This is a genomic window from Flavobacterium sp. SH_e (genome assembly GCF_025717045.1).
Classification (GTDB): Bacteria; Bacteroidota; Bacteroidia; order Flavobacteriales; family Flavobacteriaceae; genus Flavobacterium.
The window spans coordinates 226,623-243,681 of record NZ_JAOVZN010000003.1; the positions used below are offsets into that span (position 1 = coordinate 226,623).

Consider the following 17,059-nt stretch of genomic DNA (forward strand, 5'->3'; position numbering starts at 1 on the left):
AGATTATTCTTTTGCAGTAGAATCTTTTGCTTTATTCTTTTCTCTTTCTTCAATACGTTTATGCCAGTCAGCACTTTCTTTGTTTAAATCGTAACCTTGTTTTGATAAATAGTTGTTGATTCTTCCTTTGTATTTACCAAACCAGCCGTGTTTTTCTTTAGATGAACCTGCGTCCATTGCATGCTCTCTGGCTTCAACTAAAGCTTTATAAATATAATCTTTTTGTTCTGCTGTTAAATTTGGAAGCATATCGTTGTAACCTGCTACTGTAATAGGAAGTACTCCATAAGTCATTCCGTCTTTAACCTCAGTAATTTTGTCTTCAGATAATTCTTTACCTAATTTTTTGATATAAGATTTGTGCAGTTTCGCGATTGATTCGTCTGCTTTTGCTTTCAGTTTATCAATTTTCTTGTTTTGATCTTCTTTTGCTAAAGAAGTATCTTCTTTCACTTTTTTGATATCAGCATCTCTTCCGTCTTGAATTTCAGTTAAATCTCTGAATTGCTGCGCGATGATATTGGAAACTGCTTTTTCTTTTGCTTCGTTTTTCAAATCTAATTTGGTAACGATTTTTGCAGCTCTTTCGTTAGTTACCTTTACATATTCAGGATCTAAATGCTGTTGTGCATTTAAACTTGAAAATGCGAAAACCAGCGATAATAAACCAGCATTTAATTTATTTAGTGCCATTGTCTTTCTTTTTTTAGTTATTTTTTTAACTCAATCATAAGGCCAACGGCCTTTAAGCAACACCATAGGATAAAATCCTATGAATTACAAATCATATAGCAAAGCCCTGAAAGGGCGTAAGCCTTTGCCCATATTTCATTAATTACTTTCGCCCTTTCAGGGCTTTTTTTATACATAGGACGTTGTCTTATGTTGGTGCTTTGAGCCTTTCAGGCTCTTTTTTAAAACATTCTTGTTTACTCTGAAACAAGAATGTTTTAAAAAATTATTCCTTATTTTAAATCTAATAGAGGTCTAACTAATGTTTCTTTATTATTAGCTAAATCTTTCCAGTCCACTTTTATCGCAGGATTTACACCGTTAATGTAATCTTCAATATTAGAGTAACCGTCTCCGTTTAGATCTCCTTGAGCATCAGATGGATCATTCGGGTTTAAACCGTATTTTTTCTCCCATGCATCTGGCATTCCGTCTTTGTCTGTATCTACATAAGGTTTTCCTTTGTATTCTGGATATCCGCCAACTTGAGATATATCTGTAATGATTCCCTTTTTATAAGAATCCATTGGTAAACGTCTGTGTTCGAATTGGTAGAAAGTCTTTTTCTCTAAACCTTTTGCATATTCTGGAACTCCTGTTTTTACCGTTCTTACGATTCTTTCGTCTACTTTATCCCTAATTGGAAGAGTTGCTCCAACATTTTTAAGTACGAATTCATAAGATTCTTCAGCTGTCATAAATTTGTTGAACCATGGCATTGGGAAAGGTTTAGGTGCTTTCATTTTAGCAAAATATTCTTTTGCTTCATCATATGTCATTAATTCTCCTTTTTTATTTTCTAACTGAATTCCGCCGTCCCAGTTGTCTTTAGTCACTTTTTCGTTTCCGTTTACAACATTTCCATTTACGTAAGCTCTACCAAAAACCATATAAGGCAATTTACTTCTTCCCGATTCTGGTTTTAAGATTCTGTAGCTAATTGGCTGAGTCAAATCGGTTACTGGACCTGGTTTGTAGAAGTTGTTGATGATGTTGTAGTTCGCAGTGTAATCACCACCATCTGTAGATCTGTTGTACCAGTTGAAAACCACATTATTCACAAAATTGAAAATTCCATTCCAACCAATAGAAGGGTTTCTTCCAGCATTATTAGCCCACATATTTCTCATGAAAGAACAGTTTTCTCCACCTAAAGTACTTCCGAAAGCGTGATTATAAGTATCTAAAGCTTCTCCGAATAAACTGTTTTGGATTGTAATGTTTACCGTTCCCACTTTAATATCTGGGTAACCTGGCCCTGGGTTGTACATGTGTCTGTAAATTGACATGTTTTCGTCTAATCCCCAAGTTGCAGAAACGTGGTCGATCATGATATTTCCAACAGGATTTCCACCGATAGCATCGTCACGACGACCTACGAAAGTTTCTCCACGACGGAAACGTACGTGTCTGATAATTACGTCATGCGTATCAATCCAAGTTGATTCTCCTGCAATACAAACACCATCTCCAGGAGCAGTTTGACCTGCAATTGTAATGTAAGGCGCACGAATAATCAACGGACTTTTTAATCTGATAATTCCAGCAACATTAAATACCACTATTCTCGCTCCTCCTTGTTCGCATACTTCACGTAATGTTCCAGGTCCACGATCTTCCAAACTTGTTACTGTATACACTTTTCCTCCACGTCCACCAAATGTGTACATTCCACCACCTTCAGCACCTGGAAAAGCAGGAATATCTGCCTGAGGTAAGTCGGTTGGTCTTGCTGCCCACGGAATATATGGTTTTCCATGTTTTGCTTCTTCTTCAATAACTACTAAAGCTTTTGTCCAAGCTTCATCAGAAAGTCTTTGAGCTTCTTCTTTAATTGCTTTTTCCTGAGCCTGAACTTCTGGACTTATCTTCGGATATTGAGCAAAACATTTTGCGCTTCCCAAAAAAAGCAGAGATGATGCGATAAATAATGCGGAATTTTTCATGTTAATTTCTAGTTGTGGTAATTCTTTTTAAACAAATCACCTGTATCTTTTGACGAATACAGGTGAAAAGCTTTATATGATAATCCTTGTTTTGATATTAAATTTATTCTTGATAATTAAAGGTTCCTTGTGCTCCAAAATTATCATTCCAGCCAATAGTTTGTAATAACCACGGATTTGCTGTTAAAGGCGCAGTTGCAAGACCATTTATATAGTAGTTTGGATTAAATTTAATATTAACCGCCGCTCCATTATAGTTATCCATTGGTGTTATTAATTCTGTACGTGTAAAATTAGTGTTATAGAAATTAGCCAAAGTTGTTAATTGCGCTTGGAAATTAGCTGCATCTGGATCGGCCATAATACTTGCACGATCAGCAGACAAAGGATCTTTTGTAGAAGATTCAGCTGTGTTTTTGTATTGTAAAAAGTTTCCAGTACGTTTTGTGCCGTTAATTGGCGTTAAACGCAATTTACTGACAGTTCCTCCAGTTACACCTGCAAGTGCTTCATTATCGTAAAGCATCCATCTTTGAACATCCCAGAAACGTTTTCCTTCGTATGCCAATTCTACTCTACGCTCGTATAATACTGCTTCGATTGCTGCATATTTATCAGAAAGCGTTCCAATTCCGTAATTATTTGCTGCAGGAATACCCACACGGTTTCTAATTCTTCCTAAATAAGCTAATGTATTGTTAGTCTGGCCTAAAGCTGCATAACATTCTGCAATATTCAATAATAATTCGGCATAACGATATTCCATAATATCGGTTCCAGAATATTGGAAATTCGTTTCTTTACTTGCTGCTGAATTACTCATTTTTCTAACAAATGCAGGGCTTGAAACCGCTGTATTTGAATCTGCGAAACCTGCTTTATTAGAACCATCTACCCAACGGTAAGCCCATAGAACTGCGTCTGGAGTTTCTTTGTAACCCCATTTAACTCCAGAAAAAGCAAATGTTCTGTAGAATCTTGGATCTCTATCTACAAAGAATGTAAAATCATTATATCCATTTGCAGCTGTAGGTCTTTTACCGTCTTTCATTGGAAACAAATCAATCATTTCTTTAGGAGCTGGCGTTCCTCCTCCTGTTCCACCTAAACTCAATAAACGAATCCCTTTTTCCCATGAATTGTTTATTCCTGTAGATAAAGTAGATGTACCGCAAAGTTGTACTGCAATAGCTTCTGAACAAAAAACATTATCAATTAAAAACATTGATTCCCATTGTTTTGCAGAACTTCCATATAATCCGTAACCATCAGCTGTTAATTGTGCTTCTGCTTCAAGACCTGCTTTTAAAGCAGCTTCCCAACGCTCATTAGAACCATCCCAGCTTTTATTAAATAACGGACTTGCAAAAGTTAATAAAACTCTTGATTTTTGAGCCATTGCTGCGCCTTTTGTAAAACGACCATAATTAGCTGAATCCCAATTTCCAGGAAGCAAACTTGCCGCCATATCAAGATCTTTTACAATTTGATCTACTACTTCTGAAACTTTTGCTCTTGGAAGCTGAATAGAAGGATCATCTGCAGATGCATTTTGAACAGTTGTAACAATAGGAACTCCTCCGTAAACACGCATTAAATCAAAATATTGCATTGCACGCATGTAATACATTTGCCCTTTTGCACGATCACGAAAAGTTTTGTCAAGGTTTGAACCTTTAACATCAACTTCTTCTATGAAAGCTGTACACTCTCTGATTCTGTTATATGGATAATTATTAATACTTGTTGTTAATTTTGCTCCATAATATGTACTTGCTTCAGCAGCGTTCAAAAGCGTTTTATTTGGATTGATATAATCCTGTGTTCCTCCTAATTCCTCAGTTAGTTTTGAATTTGTATCTGTATACGAACCAATAACTGTTGCTGTAGGCGATTTATATGAATTATAAAAATCATAATACTGATTATCTACATAGGCTTGTGCACGCTCTTGAGTTTGATAGAACGTATCATCGTATAAGCCATAAGCTTGCTTATCTTTAAGAAAATCATCACTACAAGAAGCAGTACCTAAGGCAAGCAAAAGTGATAATGTTATATATTTAAATGGTGTTTTCATAATTGCTTTTAATTTAGATTAGAATGATACGGTAAAATTAAGCGTCCAAGTTCTAAGCGTAGGATACCCTACTGAGGAATTATCATACATGTTTCGGTAATGATCTGGATAAGGATTATATAAATCCCAAAGGTTATTACCCGTTACACCCAATGTTATACCAGATATTTTTGTATCTGCAAACACTTTTTTAGGAATATCATATCCAACACTTAAGTTTCTAACAAAACAACGGAAAGTATTCAATTGCCAGAAATCTGACGGGCTTGACATATAGCTCCATTGTGCTACGTTAGGATATTTTCCGTTTGGATTATCATCTGAATACATATCTCTCCAGAAACTTTCACGAGACCACATACTGTTTGCACTTGATGTTCCTTGGCTAACTAAATCAACAAATGTAGCACCTCCCCATGAAGTTGAAATTTGAGTTCTAAAATAGAATCCGTTAGCTTTGAATCCTAAGTTAGTAGTGAAGCCATAAGTTCTACTGCTGTTTGCTAATTTCACATAATCATTTTCTTTCATGATTTGACCATCAGCAGGAGCTAAAGTTCCGTCAGGATTAAGCTGCCCAGCAACGTCTTGATAAGCTAAAGATCCTTTTCTGATTCCAGAAGGTGTCGTGATATCAAAGTATTTTGGAGTTCCTCCAACAGCTGTTGCACGCTCGCTTAAGTAAGCCCAGTAGTTAGCAATATCTTCGTCTGTACGCAAAATACCGTCTCCTGTAGATGTTCCTTTCCAAACTGCAAATCCCCAAACTGGATTAAATCCTACTGACTGTCCTTCTCTTGTAGCGTTGTTAGATGGAAGAACATTTCCTTGATCTGGGTATTTTTTCACTTCATTGTTAGCATAACTAAAGTTAATACCTATATCATAACTTACATTACTTTTAATTTTATCACTCCAGTTAAGGCTAAACTCAGATCCCCACGCATCAATAGCGGCATAGTTTTGTTCTGCATAAGCTCCACCAGCAGAAATTGGCACACCAACTGCACTACTCATGTCTGTTAACATATTAGTAGTTTTATCATAGTAGAAATCAGCTGTAAAATTTAATCTGTTTTTCAAAACAGTTAAGTCAATACCAATGTTGTTTTTTACTGTAGTATCCCAAGTAACATCTCTATTAGGAGTTACCCTTGGTGTCACACCATTTCCATTATTTCCTCCTCCTGAGTTAGTTCCTGCAGGTCCAAATTGGAAACCTTTATCCACAATAACATCATAATACTGAACCCATCTCCAAGGCTGAATATTATCTTTACCAGTTTTACCAATAGAATAACGAAGTTTTAAGAAATCAACCCAAGGTAAAGCTTTTTCAAACCAATCTTCTTTAGACATAACCCAACCCAATTGAACAGATGGGAAATATCCCCAATAATTTTCTGGTGCAAACTTTGTAGAAGCATCACTACGGAAAAGGAATTGGAACAAATATTTTTGTTTGTAGTTATAATTTAAACGTCCAAAATAAGAAAGTGTACCTCCTTCTACTTTTGTTGCAGTACTGTTAGAAGCACTTAATGTCCCTGCTGTACGATAATCTCCTAAATAATCTTTACCTGTTTGCTCATAAGCTAAACGAGTAGATGTATTGTAAATTTCAGAAGCCTCTCCTCCTACCATAGCTCCAATTTGGTGATCTCCAAATGTTCTATCATAGTTAATGAAAAAATCTCCTTGTGTACTTTTGCTATCACTATTGTTATAGTAAACTCTTGAATTTCTAACGTTAGTTTCGATCACATAATCACCACCTGGATTAGTTGTAGCGTTGTAAACAGATGGGTCAGCTGCACTAGCAAGGTGATTGCCTTCTGTTTCGTAATTTCTAATTCTTGCCAAATCGTATGGCAACTGAATTTGTTCTGTATAAGAAGAGCTTTGCGTTCTTGAGTAAGTTCCTTTGAAAGATAACCCCTTAACAGCTGCTAATTTATAGTTTAACGAAGCATTCACATTATATGAATAATCGTCTGTAATTTGGTGAGAACCATTGTTTAAGTTAGCAAAATAGTTCCATCCAGCAATTGTAGTATTGGCATTTGCGCTTCCTAAATTTTTGTTTGAATTAGGAAATGGTGACATATAATACGTTTTACCATCTACAACAGTTTCCCACGGCACATGTTTAGGCATATGCAACAAGAATCCGTAATCTGCTTGCTCTCCACCTGCTGCAGAACCGTAACTTCCGTCACTAATATTTGCAGAAGCTTTTGTGAAAGATTTATCAATTGTTCCTGAATTACCAGAAACAGAAGCAGAGAAATCTAAATTCTTAGCAATTTTTGCATTAATTCCTGTACGGAAATTCCATTTATCATATTTTTGATATCCTAAATTAGCATCTTGAGTAAGATAAGTTGCTCCAGCAAAATAAGTAATATCTTCGCTACCTCCACTTACGTTGAAAGAGTGTTTTTGCTGAATAGCCGGTTTCCAAGCTTCTTCTAACCAGTTATAATTTAAACTTTTCATCTCTTCTAATTCAGAAGCAGAATACAATTTAACTGGATCTATATTCGGAGTTTGAGAAGTTAAAAATCTATTGCTGAAAACTCCAAATTCATAAGCATTTAAGGTCTTACTGTGGCTAATAGCATCGTTTACAGCAAACTGGCTATTATAAGTAAATTTTGCTTTACCCGATTTACCACGTTTTGTCTTTACTACGATTGCACCTTGCGAAGCACGAGAACCGTAAATTGCTGCAGAAGCATCCTTTAAAACCGTAATACTTTCAATCTCAGACGGATCTAATCTATTGAATTGTTCCAATGTAGGTTTACCATTAGTTGGATCTACCTGAATCATATCATCAATAATTACTAAAGGTATAGTTGAGTTTCCATCTTTAGAAAAACCAAATGATTGACGAATTTGAATACTTCCAGCATCTCCAGGACGTCCTGATCCACTTGTAACAGCAAGACCTGGAACTAAACCTTTTAGAGCGTCGGATAAATTGGTCACTGGCAAATCCATTAAATCATCTGGTTTTACCGTTGCGATTGCTCCAGTAAGCTCTTTTTTCTTTTGAGTTCCGTAACCAACTACAACAATATTTTCTAATTGATTAAAATCGTCTTGCATCTGTGCATTAACGATCGAACGATTATTAAGAGGAATTTCTATTTTTTTCATTCCGATGAAAGAAAAAACCAAAGTACCTCCACTTTTAACTTTGATTTGATACTTTCCATTGTAATCTGTCGTCACTGAATTTTTGGTAGATTTTTCAGTTACGTTAACGCCAGGCAACAGTCCTCCTAAATTGTCTGTAACAGTTCCCGTTACTGTAACTTGATTTTGAGCATAACTCAGTACACTCATCAGTGCAAACAAAAGAAAACTACATCTTTTTATAAGTGCTTGTTTCATAAATGTTTTTTTTGGTTAGGTTATTAATGTTAGTTAGTCATGTTTAAACGTGTCTTAATGGTAACATAATTTTCCTTAAAGGAATCTTAAAACATTTTCTTTAAATGTTCAAAACACATTTATTTTAGTATTCCAAAAATATAACGATGATATATTAGAACCGTCCTGCTCTATCCTGTTTTAATCGTATAATTTGGAAAAAAAAGACTCAAAAAAAACAATATTAATAAAAAACAAAAGGAAAAAATAAACGAAACAAAATATTTAAGATAAATGTTTGCTTAAAACAAAATTTACAAACCCATTTTCACTAAAAAACGATAAGATTTACATCAAAAATAAACATCTGTTATTTATTCTGCAAAACTTATTACTATCCCTACTGATATCTAAGCGCTTATAAAAAGCTATTTTTTACGAAAACGATAGAGATAATTAACTTAAACAAGTCCATTTCGTAATAAAAAACCTGTAAAAATATATGCATGATATATACAGGATAGCTTTAAAAAAACATTAAATAATTTTTAATAAAAAAAATATTTTTTAAAAGTAATTTCTGACCAACAAAATGTAAATGCTTTTTTTCGATGTTTTTTTTACTTAAGAAAACCTAATAAAAAACCCGCTAACATCAGTATCAGCGGGCATTTGTTAAAATTATTTTATTCTGTTGAACTTACTTAAACTATGATTTCGGATTCCACCAATTTAAAACTAAACCTCTATCATATTTTTTAATATCTTCTCTCTTTAATTGATGCGACCATGATACTCGCTGGGAAATATTTTTTGCGCTCAAACCTTTACTTCCATATTCTGCGTAATAAGCTGTTTTATCTTTATCTGGAAATCTTGTATCAATCCAAGCATTCCAACCTTCGGAAATAATGTGCGAACCTAAATCTGTATTGATGAAAACGGTTTGTGCATAAGGTCTCCAAGGTCTTCCTAAAAAAACTTTATCAACCGATTTGTCTTTCGCAGTAAGTTTACAATCAACAAAAACAAAACCATAAGCTTGTCCTTGCGGAGTTGAAGCGGCTGTGATGTACGAATTCACTAAACTTTCGATAGTGCATTTATAAAAATAAGCTGTTGCAGCTCCAAAAATAAAATCGGTTGTACCGTTGATAAAACAGTTTTCAAAATACGTACGAGTATTTCCTTCTGATAAATAAAGCGTGTCCTGATTTCCTAAAAGATTACAGTTCTTCACAATAACCCGATCGCTTTTTATATGAAGAGCTACCGCCTGTCCTACTCTTCCCGCTGTATTTTCAATTGTAAGATTTTCTAATGTACAGTCATTACCTTTAATTAAAAAAGAATAAGATGTTGAAGTTCCAAATTCTTTTTTCCCTGACGGATCTGGTTCACGAAGCGGTTTTCCAGAATAATCATCAAATGAAATAATCGTTTTATTTCGATCTGTTCCTTTTAAAGTAATGAAAGATTTTGAAGAAGGGATTTCCAATTTCTCAACGTACTTCCCTGGCTTTATAGTAATTACAACTCGTTTCTCTGAATTGTCTTTCACATTATTCACCGCTTCCCGAATGGTTTTAAAATCTCCTGAACCGTCTTGAGCAACGGTTAATGCGAGTTTATTATCGAGCGTTTGGGCTGATAGTGAAAGTGTTATTAGAAAAAATAGTGTTACAATGTATTTCATGTTTTTTTGTTTTTTTGTCATTTCGACCGAAGGGAGAAATCTCACTAGAAACTCCGCAATCTAAATCGCCAATCTTTGTCGAGCGCTGTGTGTGATTTCTCCCTTCGGTCGAAATGACAAACTGTACGAATATATTTCTATTACAAAATTTAAAAATCCGTTTTCAATCCACACCTTTACGAAGTAAATCCGTTTCATCCGTGTCCAAAATTTAATGCGACATCCAAACCGTCATTTCTCCTTTTCCTTTATTTCCCCATGCAAAATACGGAATCAGTTTTACTTGTACAGTATTTTCATTTTTAGCAGAAAGAGGTTTGTACAACGTTTTATCCCACGTATGATTAGAATTTATCACAGCTTCCGCATCAATGCTCACTAAATTTCTATTGTTTAATATAAAGTTGTTCGTTTTAAATTTCGAATTCAACTTTAAAGCCACATCATTCACACTAATTTTAGCAGGCAATTGATCCGATTCTAAACAATACACCAAAGGTCCTCTTTTTACAGCAACCTGATTTTTAACTTCTTCCACTAAAGGATTCGCTTCCATCAACTCAACTGGCATCGGAAGATTCAATTCAATTACATCTCCTTTTTTCCATTTTTGATTCAATTGCAAATAAGTTCCTGAAACAATTTTATCTGTAATTTTTGAATTATTTACCGAAACTTCAGTATTTTGGCTCCAACCGGGAATTCTTAAAAAGAAATTCTGCAAATCTTTTGGAGCTTTTACAATTTTCAACGTTATTTTTCCATCCCAAGGATAATTGGTTTGCTGTTCAATTTCTAATGCTTCTCCGTTAATTGTTTTGGTATTCAAAGAATTACTTCCGTATAAATTCACAAACAAACCTTCTTTTGAAAGGCTATAAGCATAATTTCCAACTTCGGCAATTGTTCTGGTTACGTTTGGTGCACAGCAGTTTGATAAGGCAATATAACCTTCACGCTCATTGCCCCATCTTTGGTGAAAAGGCAAATCGTTTGAAACATTCAGCGGATTATTATAAAGGAATTTTTCTCCTTCTAAATCCATTCCCGAAAGTACGCTATTGTAAAGTGCTAACTCTACAATATCAGCATATTTGGCATCTCCTGTAATTTGAAGCATTCTCCAATTCCACAAAACATTTCCAATATTGGCGCAAGTTTCGGTATGAGCTGTTGCATTTGGCAATTGGAAAGGTCTTCCATACGCCTGATGAATTTTCTGAACCACAGTCGGATCATAAGAAGTTCCGTCTGGAGAAACCCCATCATACAAAGAACCACAACCTCCCGTAATGTACATTTTGCGATACGTTACATCATCCCAAATTGATTCTAAATTATCTAGTAATTTTTTCTCCCCAGTTTCAGCATATAAATCGGCAATTCCTGCATATAGATAATTCGCTCTTACAGCATGTCCCATTGCGGTTGTTTGTTGTCTAAACGGAATTCTATCCTGATTGTCATCAGTTCCGTCATTTGTAGTTCCGCGAATATCAATTAGATTATTGGCTAATTCCAGATATTTTGGATCTTTTACGGTTCTGTACATTTCAACAATTCCCATATAATGTGAAGGACAAATCGCATTTCTAGCCAATTCTGGCGAAGCTTTTTTGTAGAAATCATACAAGAAATCAGCAACTCCTTTAGCAATATTCAGGAAGTTTGTTTTTCCTGTCGCACGATAATGAATACATGCCGCAGTCATTAAATGCCCCATATTATATTTTTCAAAACCCAATTGTTTCTTAACTTCTTCTGGTCCTAAAGTTCCCCAGCGTTCATCGATTAAAACTGGTGTGTGAATATAACCGTCTTTGCGCTGTACTTTCGCGAAAAGCGCAATAGCTTTATCCATTTCTGCATCGAGTTTTTTATCTTTTGTAACGGCATAAGTTGCAGCCATTCCTTCAAAAATCTTGTAGAAATCACCATCATGAAACGAAGGTCCTTTGAAAGTTCCTTTGCTTAAACCTGCCGCGATTTCGAAGTTTTTGTAAGCATGTGAGATCTCATCGTTATGATACAAATCCCACATATACGGCAAGGTATTTTTGGTTTCTACATCAAATTGTTCTTTCCAAAATCCGTTTGTCCATTTTACATCTTGTAAACCTACACTTTGTAATTTGGAATACGGGCTTTCTGAATTCGCTACCAAACCTTTATTTTGCGCAAAGATTACGGTTGAAAGAAATAAACTTGAGAGGATGATATTCTTTTTCATTTTGATATTAATTTTATCTGCTAGATCTGCCAAATCTGCGAGAGATTAATTTTTCCCGCAGATTTAGCAGATTGTGCTGATTTTATTTTTTATTATCTATCTGCAACGTATTTTTTTTACTTTACGAAGAAATTGATAGTTCTACTCATTGAATCTCCTTCAGCATCTTTTACCATGATTACGAATGATGCAAAACCTTTATTTTCAGCAGTGAACTGAATTTCTTTTCCTTTTAAACTCGCTTTTCCATTTTTTACTTCAGAGAAAGTGTAAACAGGTTTATTTTCGAAACCTTTGAAATAATCTGCAACGTTTAAAACTTTTTTATCATTTAAATTGATAAAATAATGAGGCTGCGCCAGCCAGTCTAAATAATTATCCAACTGCGTAAATCCGTCTTTATCGGTATCTGAATTAGTATCTGAAAAATCTCCTGAAGGAGAGTTTTCATTCAATCCAAAAGCTTTTTCCCACCAATTTGGCAAACCGTCATGATCGGTATCCCAATCTGCTGGACGAGTTTCTGAAACAAAATTCGGCCATCCGCCTGCATCTTGCTCGTTATCAATCATGCCGCCTAAACCGCTTTTACTTCCTTTGTAAGTGAAAGTTCCTTTTAAAGTTTCATCGATAATTCTATTATCGTGTTTGTCAAAAAATGGCTGATTCGCCCCAACATCCGAAAGTACATTTTTATAAGCTGCTTTCGCTGATTGCGTTTCTACATATGAAGGAAAAAATGGTTTATCAACGAAAGTTTCATATTCTACTTTCTCATTGTTGCTTACAGTAGATTTTCTTCCTTTATCCTGAGATTTTTCATCAAAGTAACCCGGCATAATATTTCCGTTAAAATAATAACGCTGCATTCCTTTTCCAACGCCTTCGTGCTGTGCATTTAAAGCCACAAATATTTTTGTTGAAGCACCCGGTTTATAATAGTTATTTACAAAATTTACTTCGTTCGCACCACCGTCAGTAGTTCTTCCACCCCAGTTATAGACCACGTTATTTGTAATATCCAATCTTCCTGTATAATATCCGTCGCCATTTAAACCTCCGCCAATACTCCAGTTACGACCTTGATTATGCGCCAATAAATTATGGTGGAAACTTCCGATATCTCCGCAAATAGTCGCGGCGAAACCGTGCATTTTTCCAGCAGGATATTTATCGTGTCCCGCAACGTTTAAAGCCTCTGAAATTAAAGTTCGCTGTAACGTAATATGATGCGCACCGCGTGAACTAAACGATTCATCAATTGTCCAGCTTATTGAACAGTGATCAATAATACTGTAATCGGCCCCTGTTAATCCCATTCCGTCAAACGTAGTTCCTCCGCCAATGCGAACTGTTAGAAAACGAATTACTCCGTCATTTCCAGTTAACCCAATCGGTGCTCTGCTGATCGTGATTCCTTCACCTGGAGCCGTTTGTCCTGCAATAGTAATATAAGGCTGATTTGCAACCAATCTCGAAGCCAGTTTTATATTTCCAGAAACATTAAAAACAATAGTTCTTGGACCAATTTCCTGATTCACGGCATCACGTAAACTTCCTGGGCCGTCGTCATTTAAATTGGTTACTTCAATTACTTTTCCGCCACGTCCTCCCACTGCATAGCGTCCATAACCTTCAGCTCCCGGAAAAGCCAATTGCGCAGGTTTAAACGACCATAGATTTCCTAAAGTTACTGCGCCGTTATTATCTATTTCGTCTACTCTCCAATAATACGTTGAACCGCTGTATAAGTCAGAAACAGTAAAACTTTTATCCGTTTGTTTTCCTTTAAATTCTTTTGAAGATTCCGTTGCCATTTCTACCGCATTTTTATCGGTTCCAAAATAAACTTTATGAGCCACTACATTTTTTGGAGCATCCCATTTTAGAATTAAAGTTTTACCCACTTCAACGTGTTCGTCTCTATTTTTTGGTTCCGGAGTGCGCGCCTGATTCATTAAATTTGGCGTATCCAATTCAAAACCATTAATTACAATCTGTTTTACAATATCAGGATTTGAAGTTGGATCGATTTCAAAACGAACAACCACATCTTTTCCTTTTGAAGCATTAAAAGTAATATATGCCATCGAAGCATCAATCTTGGCATTGGCTCTCTGACTTGCATTTATAGTTTCCTGAAGTTTTCCATCAACATAAATTTTTATTGGAGAAAAAGTCTTTCCTGTAATTACATCAAAAGCATTATGAAATGTCAACAATGTATGTTTTCCTTCTTTTAAACCGCTGATTTTTAATTCTAAATTTTCAGCTGTTATTAATCCGTCGCTTCCTAGTTTATTGTAAAATGGAGCGTTCATTCCGACTTTATACCATTTTGAAGTGAAGTTTCCTTTTAGTTTAAAACTCACTCCGTTAAAAGTTTTCTGGTCTTCTTTGTTTTCATTGATAACCCAAGCTTCATAACTCGGATCGTGAACTTCTTCTAGTCTCCTTTGAAAAAAATCAAAGTCGACTTTTACAATTTGTTTATCAGTATTTTGAACTGATTGTGCTTGTCCGTTTGTGGTCAAAAATAGGGACAAGACAGCACCGCTTATTAATTTCTTAATCATTTTTGTTAGTAATAGTTAGTTTAATTTCGTTTTCTCTGCTTCAGATTTTCCTAGCAGATTTATAATGTCTTTTTTTCTTTCTTCAGGAATTACTTTTAAAACCTTTAATTCTCCATTTAAGAGTTCGGCTTCAATCGTAGTGTTTTGTTTGGCATGTAATTTAAAATGAACGTTCCAGTCTTTTGGCCAAGCCGAAAAAAGATAGATTTTACCGTCTGTTTCCTGTAAAAGCATTTCCTGCATGCCAATCATTCCGGATCCGCCCCAGTTATGATCGGGAACCCAATCAAATCCTGGCCCCCAGAAAGCAGGAAAACGTCTTTCTGAATTCGCCATTTTCATAGTATTATATTTTGCCGCTTGATCTGTTAATCCCAAACGAGCTGAGAAAATATTGTCTTGTTTCCAACCTATATGGCTTCTGAATTTTAATGCATCCGAATCATATTTCCATGTATTTAAGGCCGTATCTAAATCTGGTTTTCCAATTCCGTAAATTCCCCACGGATAAACAGGATATAATTGCGGAACTTCAGAATTATTAACTCTTTCCCATGATTTTGCAGGAACCAAAACTTTGTGGTTTTCAATTTGTCCAAAATTTAAAGGCGGAATTCGGTTTTGAAATCCTTTTACATATTCCAGATCTTCTTTAGATAATTTTTCTGAAGAAAGGTTTAAAAGCTGAGTTGTGATAACTTGCAAAGCCGAAATCGTACTATTGGAATTATTCGCCATTTTATAAGTTTCCGCTCCAGAACCAGGATATAAAACCAATTTACCGTTTCCGTCCAACGCTTTTCTGCCTCTTTGTTTGGCTAAATATTGATAATGCTCATCAAAAAAACGAAGACAACTAATGATGAATTGATTGTATTTCTGAATATCTTCTCCAGCATATTCCTTTTGCTGCAACATCATTTGGCAGAATTCTAAAACCGTATCCCACTCATATTCTAACCACGCATTATATTCCATTCCCGGATCATAATCTGCAGGACGTTTCCATTCGTATTCTGCTGGATTTGGAAGTCCGAAATTTTCTAATTGTTCTGTGAATGATGCGCCATTGTGATTCCAGTAAACTTTGCTTCTTAATTCAGCATTTTTTTGAATGTCCAAATAATAATCTAGTTGCGATTTCATCATATCAAAATCACCGCTTTTTACCATCGGAAAATAAACCAATCGCTGATTTTGAGCTGTCATGGTTCCGCCACCCCAATTTCTAAAATCGGGTGTAAAATCTAAATCTTTATTGGTATAAACTGGATCAACTGTAAAAAGTCCGCCGTTGAATTTTGTTGGATATTTTCCGTACGCATTGCATCCCAACATATATCGAAACAACTGATAATTCTGTCCGATTTGATAAACCGAATCTTTCTCAATCGATTGATTTTTTTGAGTGAAAATAAAACTGCGATTCCAGAAATCATTCCACCATTTTATCGTGTTTTTTTCTGCTTGTTTTGAATTATTTTTATTGGATGAAATCAAACTTTTTAATCCATTATTCCAAGTCGAAAAATCAGATTGATTCGTATTTAAATATATTTCTAGCGAATGCTTTTTGGAAGGTTTTATACTTGACAAATTAAAACCTTTAAAATCTGTTGACTGATATTTTCCAAGATATGTACCGTCTGGTTTTAAGTTATCGCCTTTCATAAATCCACCAAAAGTCAGATTCGCAATCGGGTTTATCATTTGGTCTTTTACCGATTCCATTTTTTGCTGTTTTACCGCAACGTCAAAAACCGTATTTTCTCTGTTTCTGTGGTAAAATTTGATTCCGTTATTTTCAAACGAAATAGAATCTTTAAACATAATAAGTTCTCCCTGAGGCGCCCACTTATAAGAATTCGCATTATTTTCTTTTCCTTTCGGATAACGGTTATGATAACGCCAGCTTTCGTACGAAGCCGTCATTTGCAATGCATTTTTACTTTCTAAATCGACATGAATAATCGGTTTAAAAACATCTACCCAAAGTTTGATTTTAGTATCATCCTGACCAACCAAAACATATCCATCTTTCAGTTTTAATTCCTGACGAAAACCATCTTTCCCTTCAAACGGATTAGGCGTTAAAGTCACTTTTACTCTTCCTAATTTCAATAAAGTATTATGTTCGTCGAAAGTCCCACTTCGTGAAAAATAGAAATACAAATCGCCTTTCTCAACCCAGACATTCATGCCAATATCTCCACCTCCCAAAGGCATCGATTCTGATGAATTCTGACTCTGCGTTGTCCAAACCTGATTGTAATGATCAAACGTAGGAATTTGCGCTTTGAGGCAAAGCGTTGTGAAAAGAAGGATGTATTTTATGTATTTCATATATATTTTTTGCTCTTTTGTCATTCCGAGGAACGAGGAATCTCACCCGTAACCACAAAGATTGTCGATTATTAT

The 17,059-nt window shown here is 35.2% G+C and carries 8 protein-coding genes; all 8 read right to left on the reverse strand.

The window, feature by feature from the left end; genetic code table 11:
• Positions 1 to 3: 3 nt before the first annotated feature.
• Complete coding sequence (locus tag OD917_RS06000; RefSeq protein ID WP_263522644.1) at positions 4 to 693, reverse strand: DUF3826 domain-containing protein; 690 nt, start codon at positions 691 to 693, stop codon at positions 4 to 6.
• Positions 694 to 965: 272 nt separating this feature from the next.
• On the reverse strand, positions 966 to 2,678 hold the full coding sequence (locus OD917_RS06005) for a polysaccharide lyase (protein ID WP_263522645.1): 1,713 nt from the start codon (positions 2,676 to 2,678) through the stop codon (positions 966 to 968).
• Positions 2,679 to 2,781: 103 nt separating this feature from the next.
• A complete protein-coding gene (locus tag OD917_RS06010; protein WP_263522646.1) occupies positions 2,782 to 4,758 on the reverse strand; it encodes a RagB/SusD family nutrient uptake outer membrane protein in 1,977 nt (658 codons plus the stop codon).
• Positions 4,759 to 4,776: 18 nt separating this feature from the next.
• Positions 4,777 to 8,160: a SusC/RagA family TonB-linked outer membrane protein gene (locus tag OD917_RS06015; RefSeq protein ID WP_263522647.1), complete on the reverse strand. Its 3,384-nt coding sequence runs from the start codon at positions 8,158 to 8,160 to the stop codon at positions 4,777 to 4,779.
• 688 nt (positions 8,161 to 8,848) lie between these two features.
• Positions 8,849 to 9,835 carry a pectinesterase family protein gene (locus OD917_RS06020; protein ID WP_263522648.1) on the reverse strand — a complete coding sequence of 329 codons (987 nt, stop codon included), beginning with the start codon at positions 9,833 to 9,835 and terminating at the stop codon, positions 8,849 to 8,851.
• A gap of 211 nt (positions 9,836 to 10,046) precedes the next feature.
• Positions 10,047 to 12,065 (reverse strand): glycoside hydrolase family 127 protein, encoded by a 2,019-nt coding sequence (locus OD917_RS06025; RefSeq protein ID WP_263522649.1) that lies wholly within the window; start codon positions 12,063 to 12,065, stop codon positions 10,047 to 10,049.
• A gap of 116 nt (positions 12,066 to 12,181) precedes the next feature.
• A complete protein-coding gene (locus OD917_RS06030; RefSeq protein WP_263522650.1) occupies positions 12,182 to 14,641 on the reverse strand; it encodes a polysaccharide lyase family 1 protein in 2,460 nt (819 codons plus the stop codon).
• A gap of 15 nt (positions 14,642 to 14,656) precedes the next feature.
• Entirely contained in the window at positions 14,657 to 16,984 is a 2,328-nt protein-coding gene (locus OD917_RS06035; RefSeq protein ID WP_263522651.1) for a DUF5703 domain-containing protein, read from the reverse strand.
• Positions 16,985 to 17,059 lie beyond the last annotated feature (75 nt).

Excerpts from the sequence above, each read along its gene's own strand:
- OD917_RS06000 (WP_263522644.1), bottom strand. The coding sequence starts at position 693 with ATGGCACTAAATAAATTAAATGCTGGTTTATTATCGCTGGTTTTCGCA.
- OD917_RS06005 (WP_263522645.1), bottom strand. The coding sequence starts at position 2,678 with ATGAAAAATTCCGCATTATTTATCGCATCATCTCTGCTTTTTTTGGGA.
- OD917_RS06010 (WP_263522646.1), bottom strand. The coding sequence starts at position 4,758 with ATGAAAACACCATTTAAATATATAACATTATCACTTTTGCTTGCCTTA.
- OD917_RS06015 (WP_263522647.1), bottom strand. The coding sequence starts at position 8,160 with ATGAAACAAGCACTTATAAAAAGATGTAGTTTTCTTTTGTTTGCACTG.
- OD917_RS06020 (WP_263522648.1), bottom strand. The coding sequence starts at position 9,835 with ATGAAATACATTGTAACACTATTTTTTCTAATAACACTTTCACTATCA.
- OD917_RS06025 (WP_263522649.1), bottom strand. The coding sequence starts at position 12,065 with ATGAAAAAGAATATCATCCTCTCAAGTTTATTTCTTTCAACCGTAATC.
- OD917_RS06030 (WP_263522650.1), bottom strand. The coding sequence starts at position 14,641 with ATGATTAAGAAATTAATAAGCGGTGCTGTCTTGTCCCTATTTTTGACC.
- OD917_RS06035 (WP_263522651.1), bottom strand. The coding sequence starts at position 16,984 with ATGAAATACATAAAATACATCCTTCTTTTCACAACGCTTTGCCTCAAA.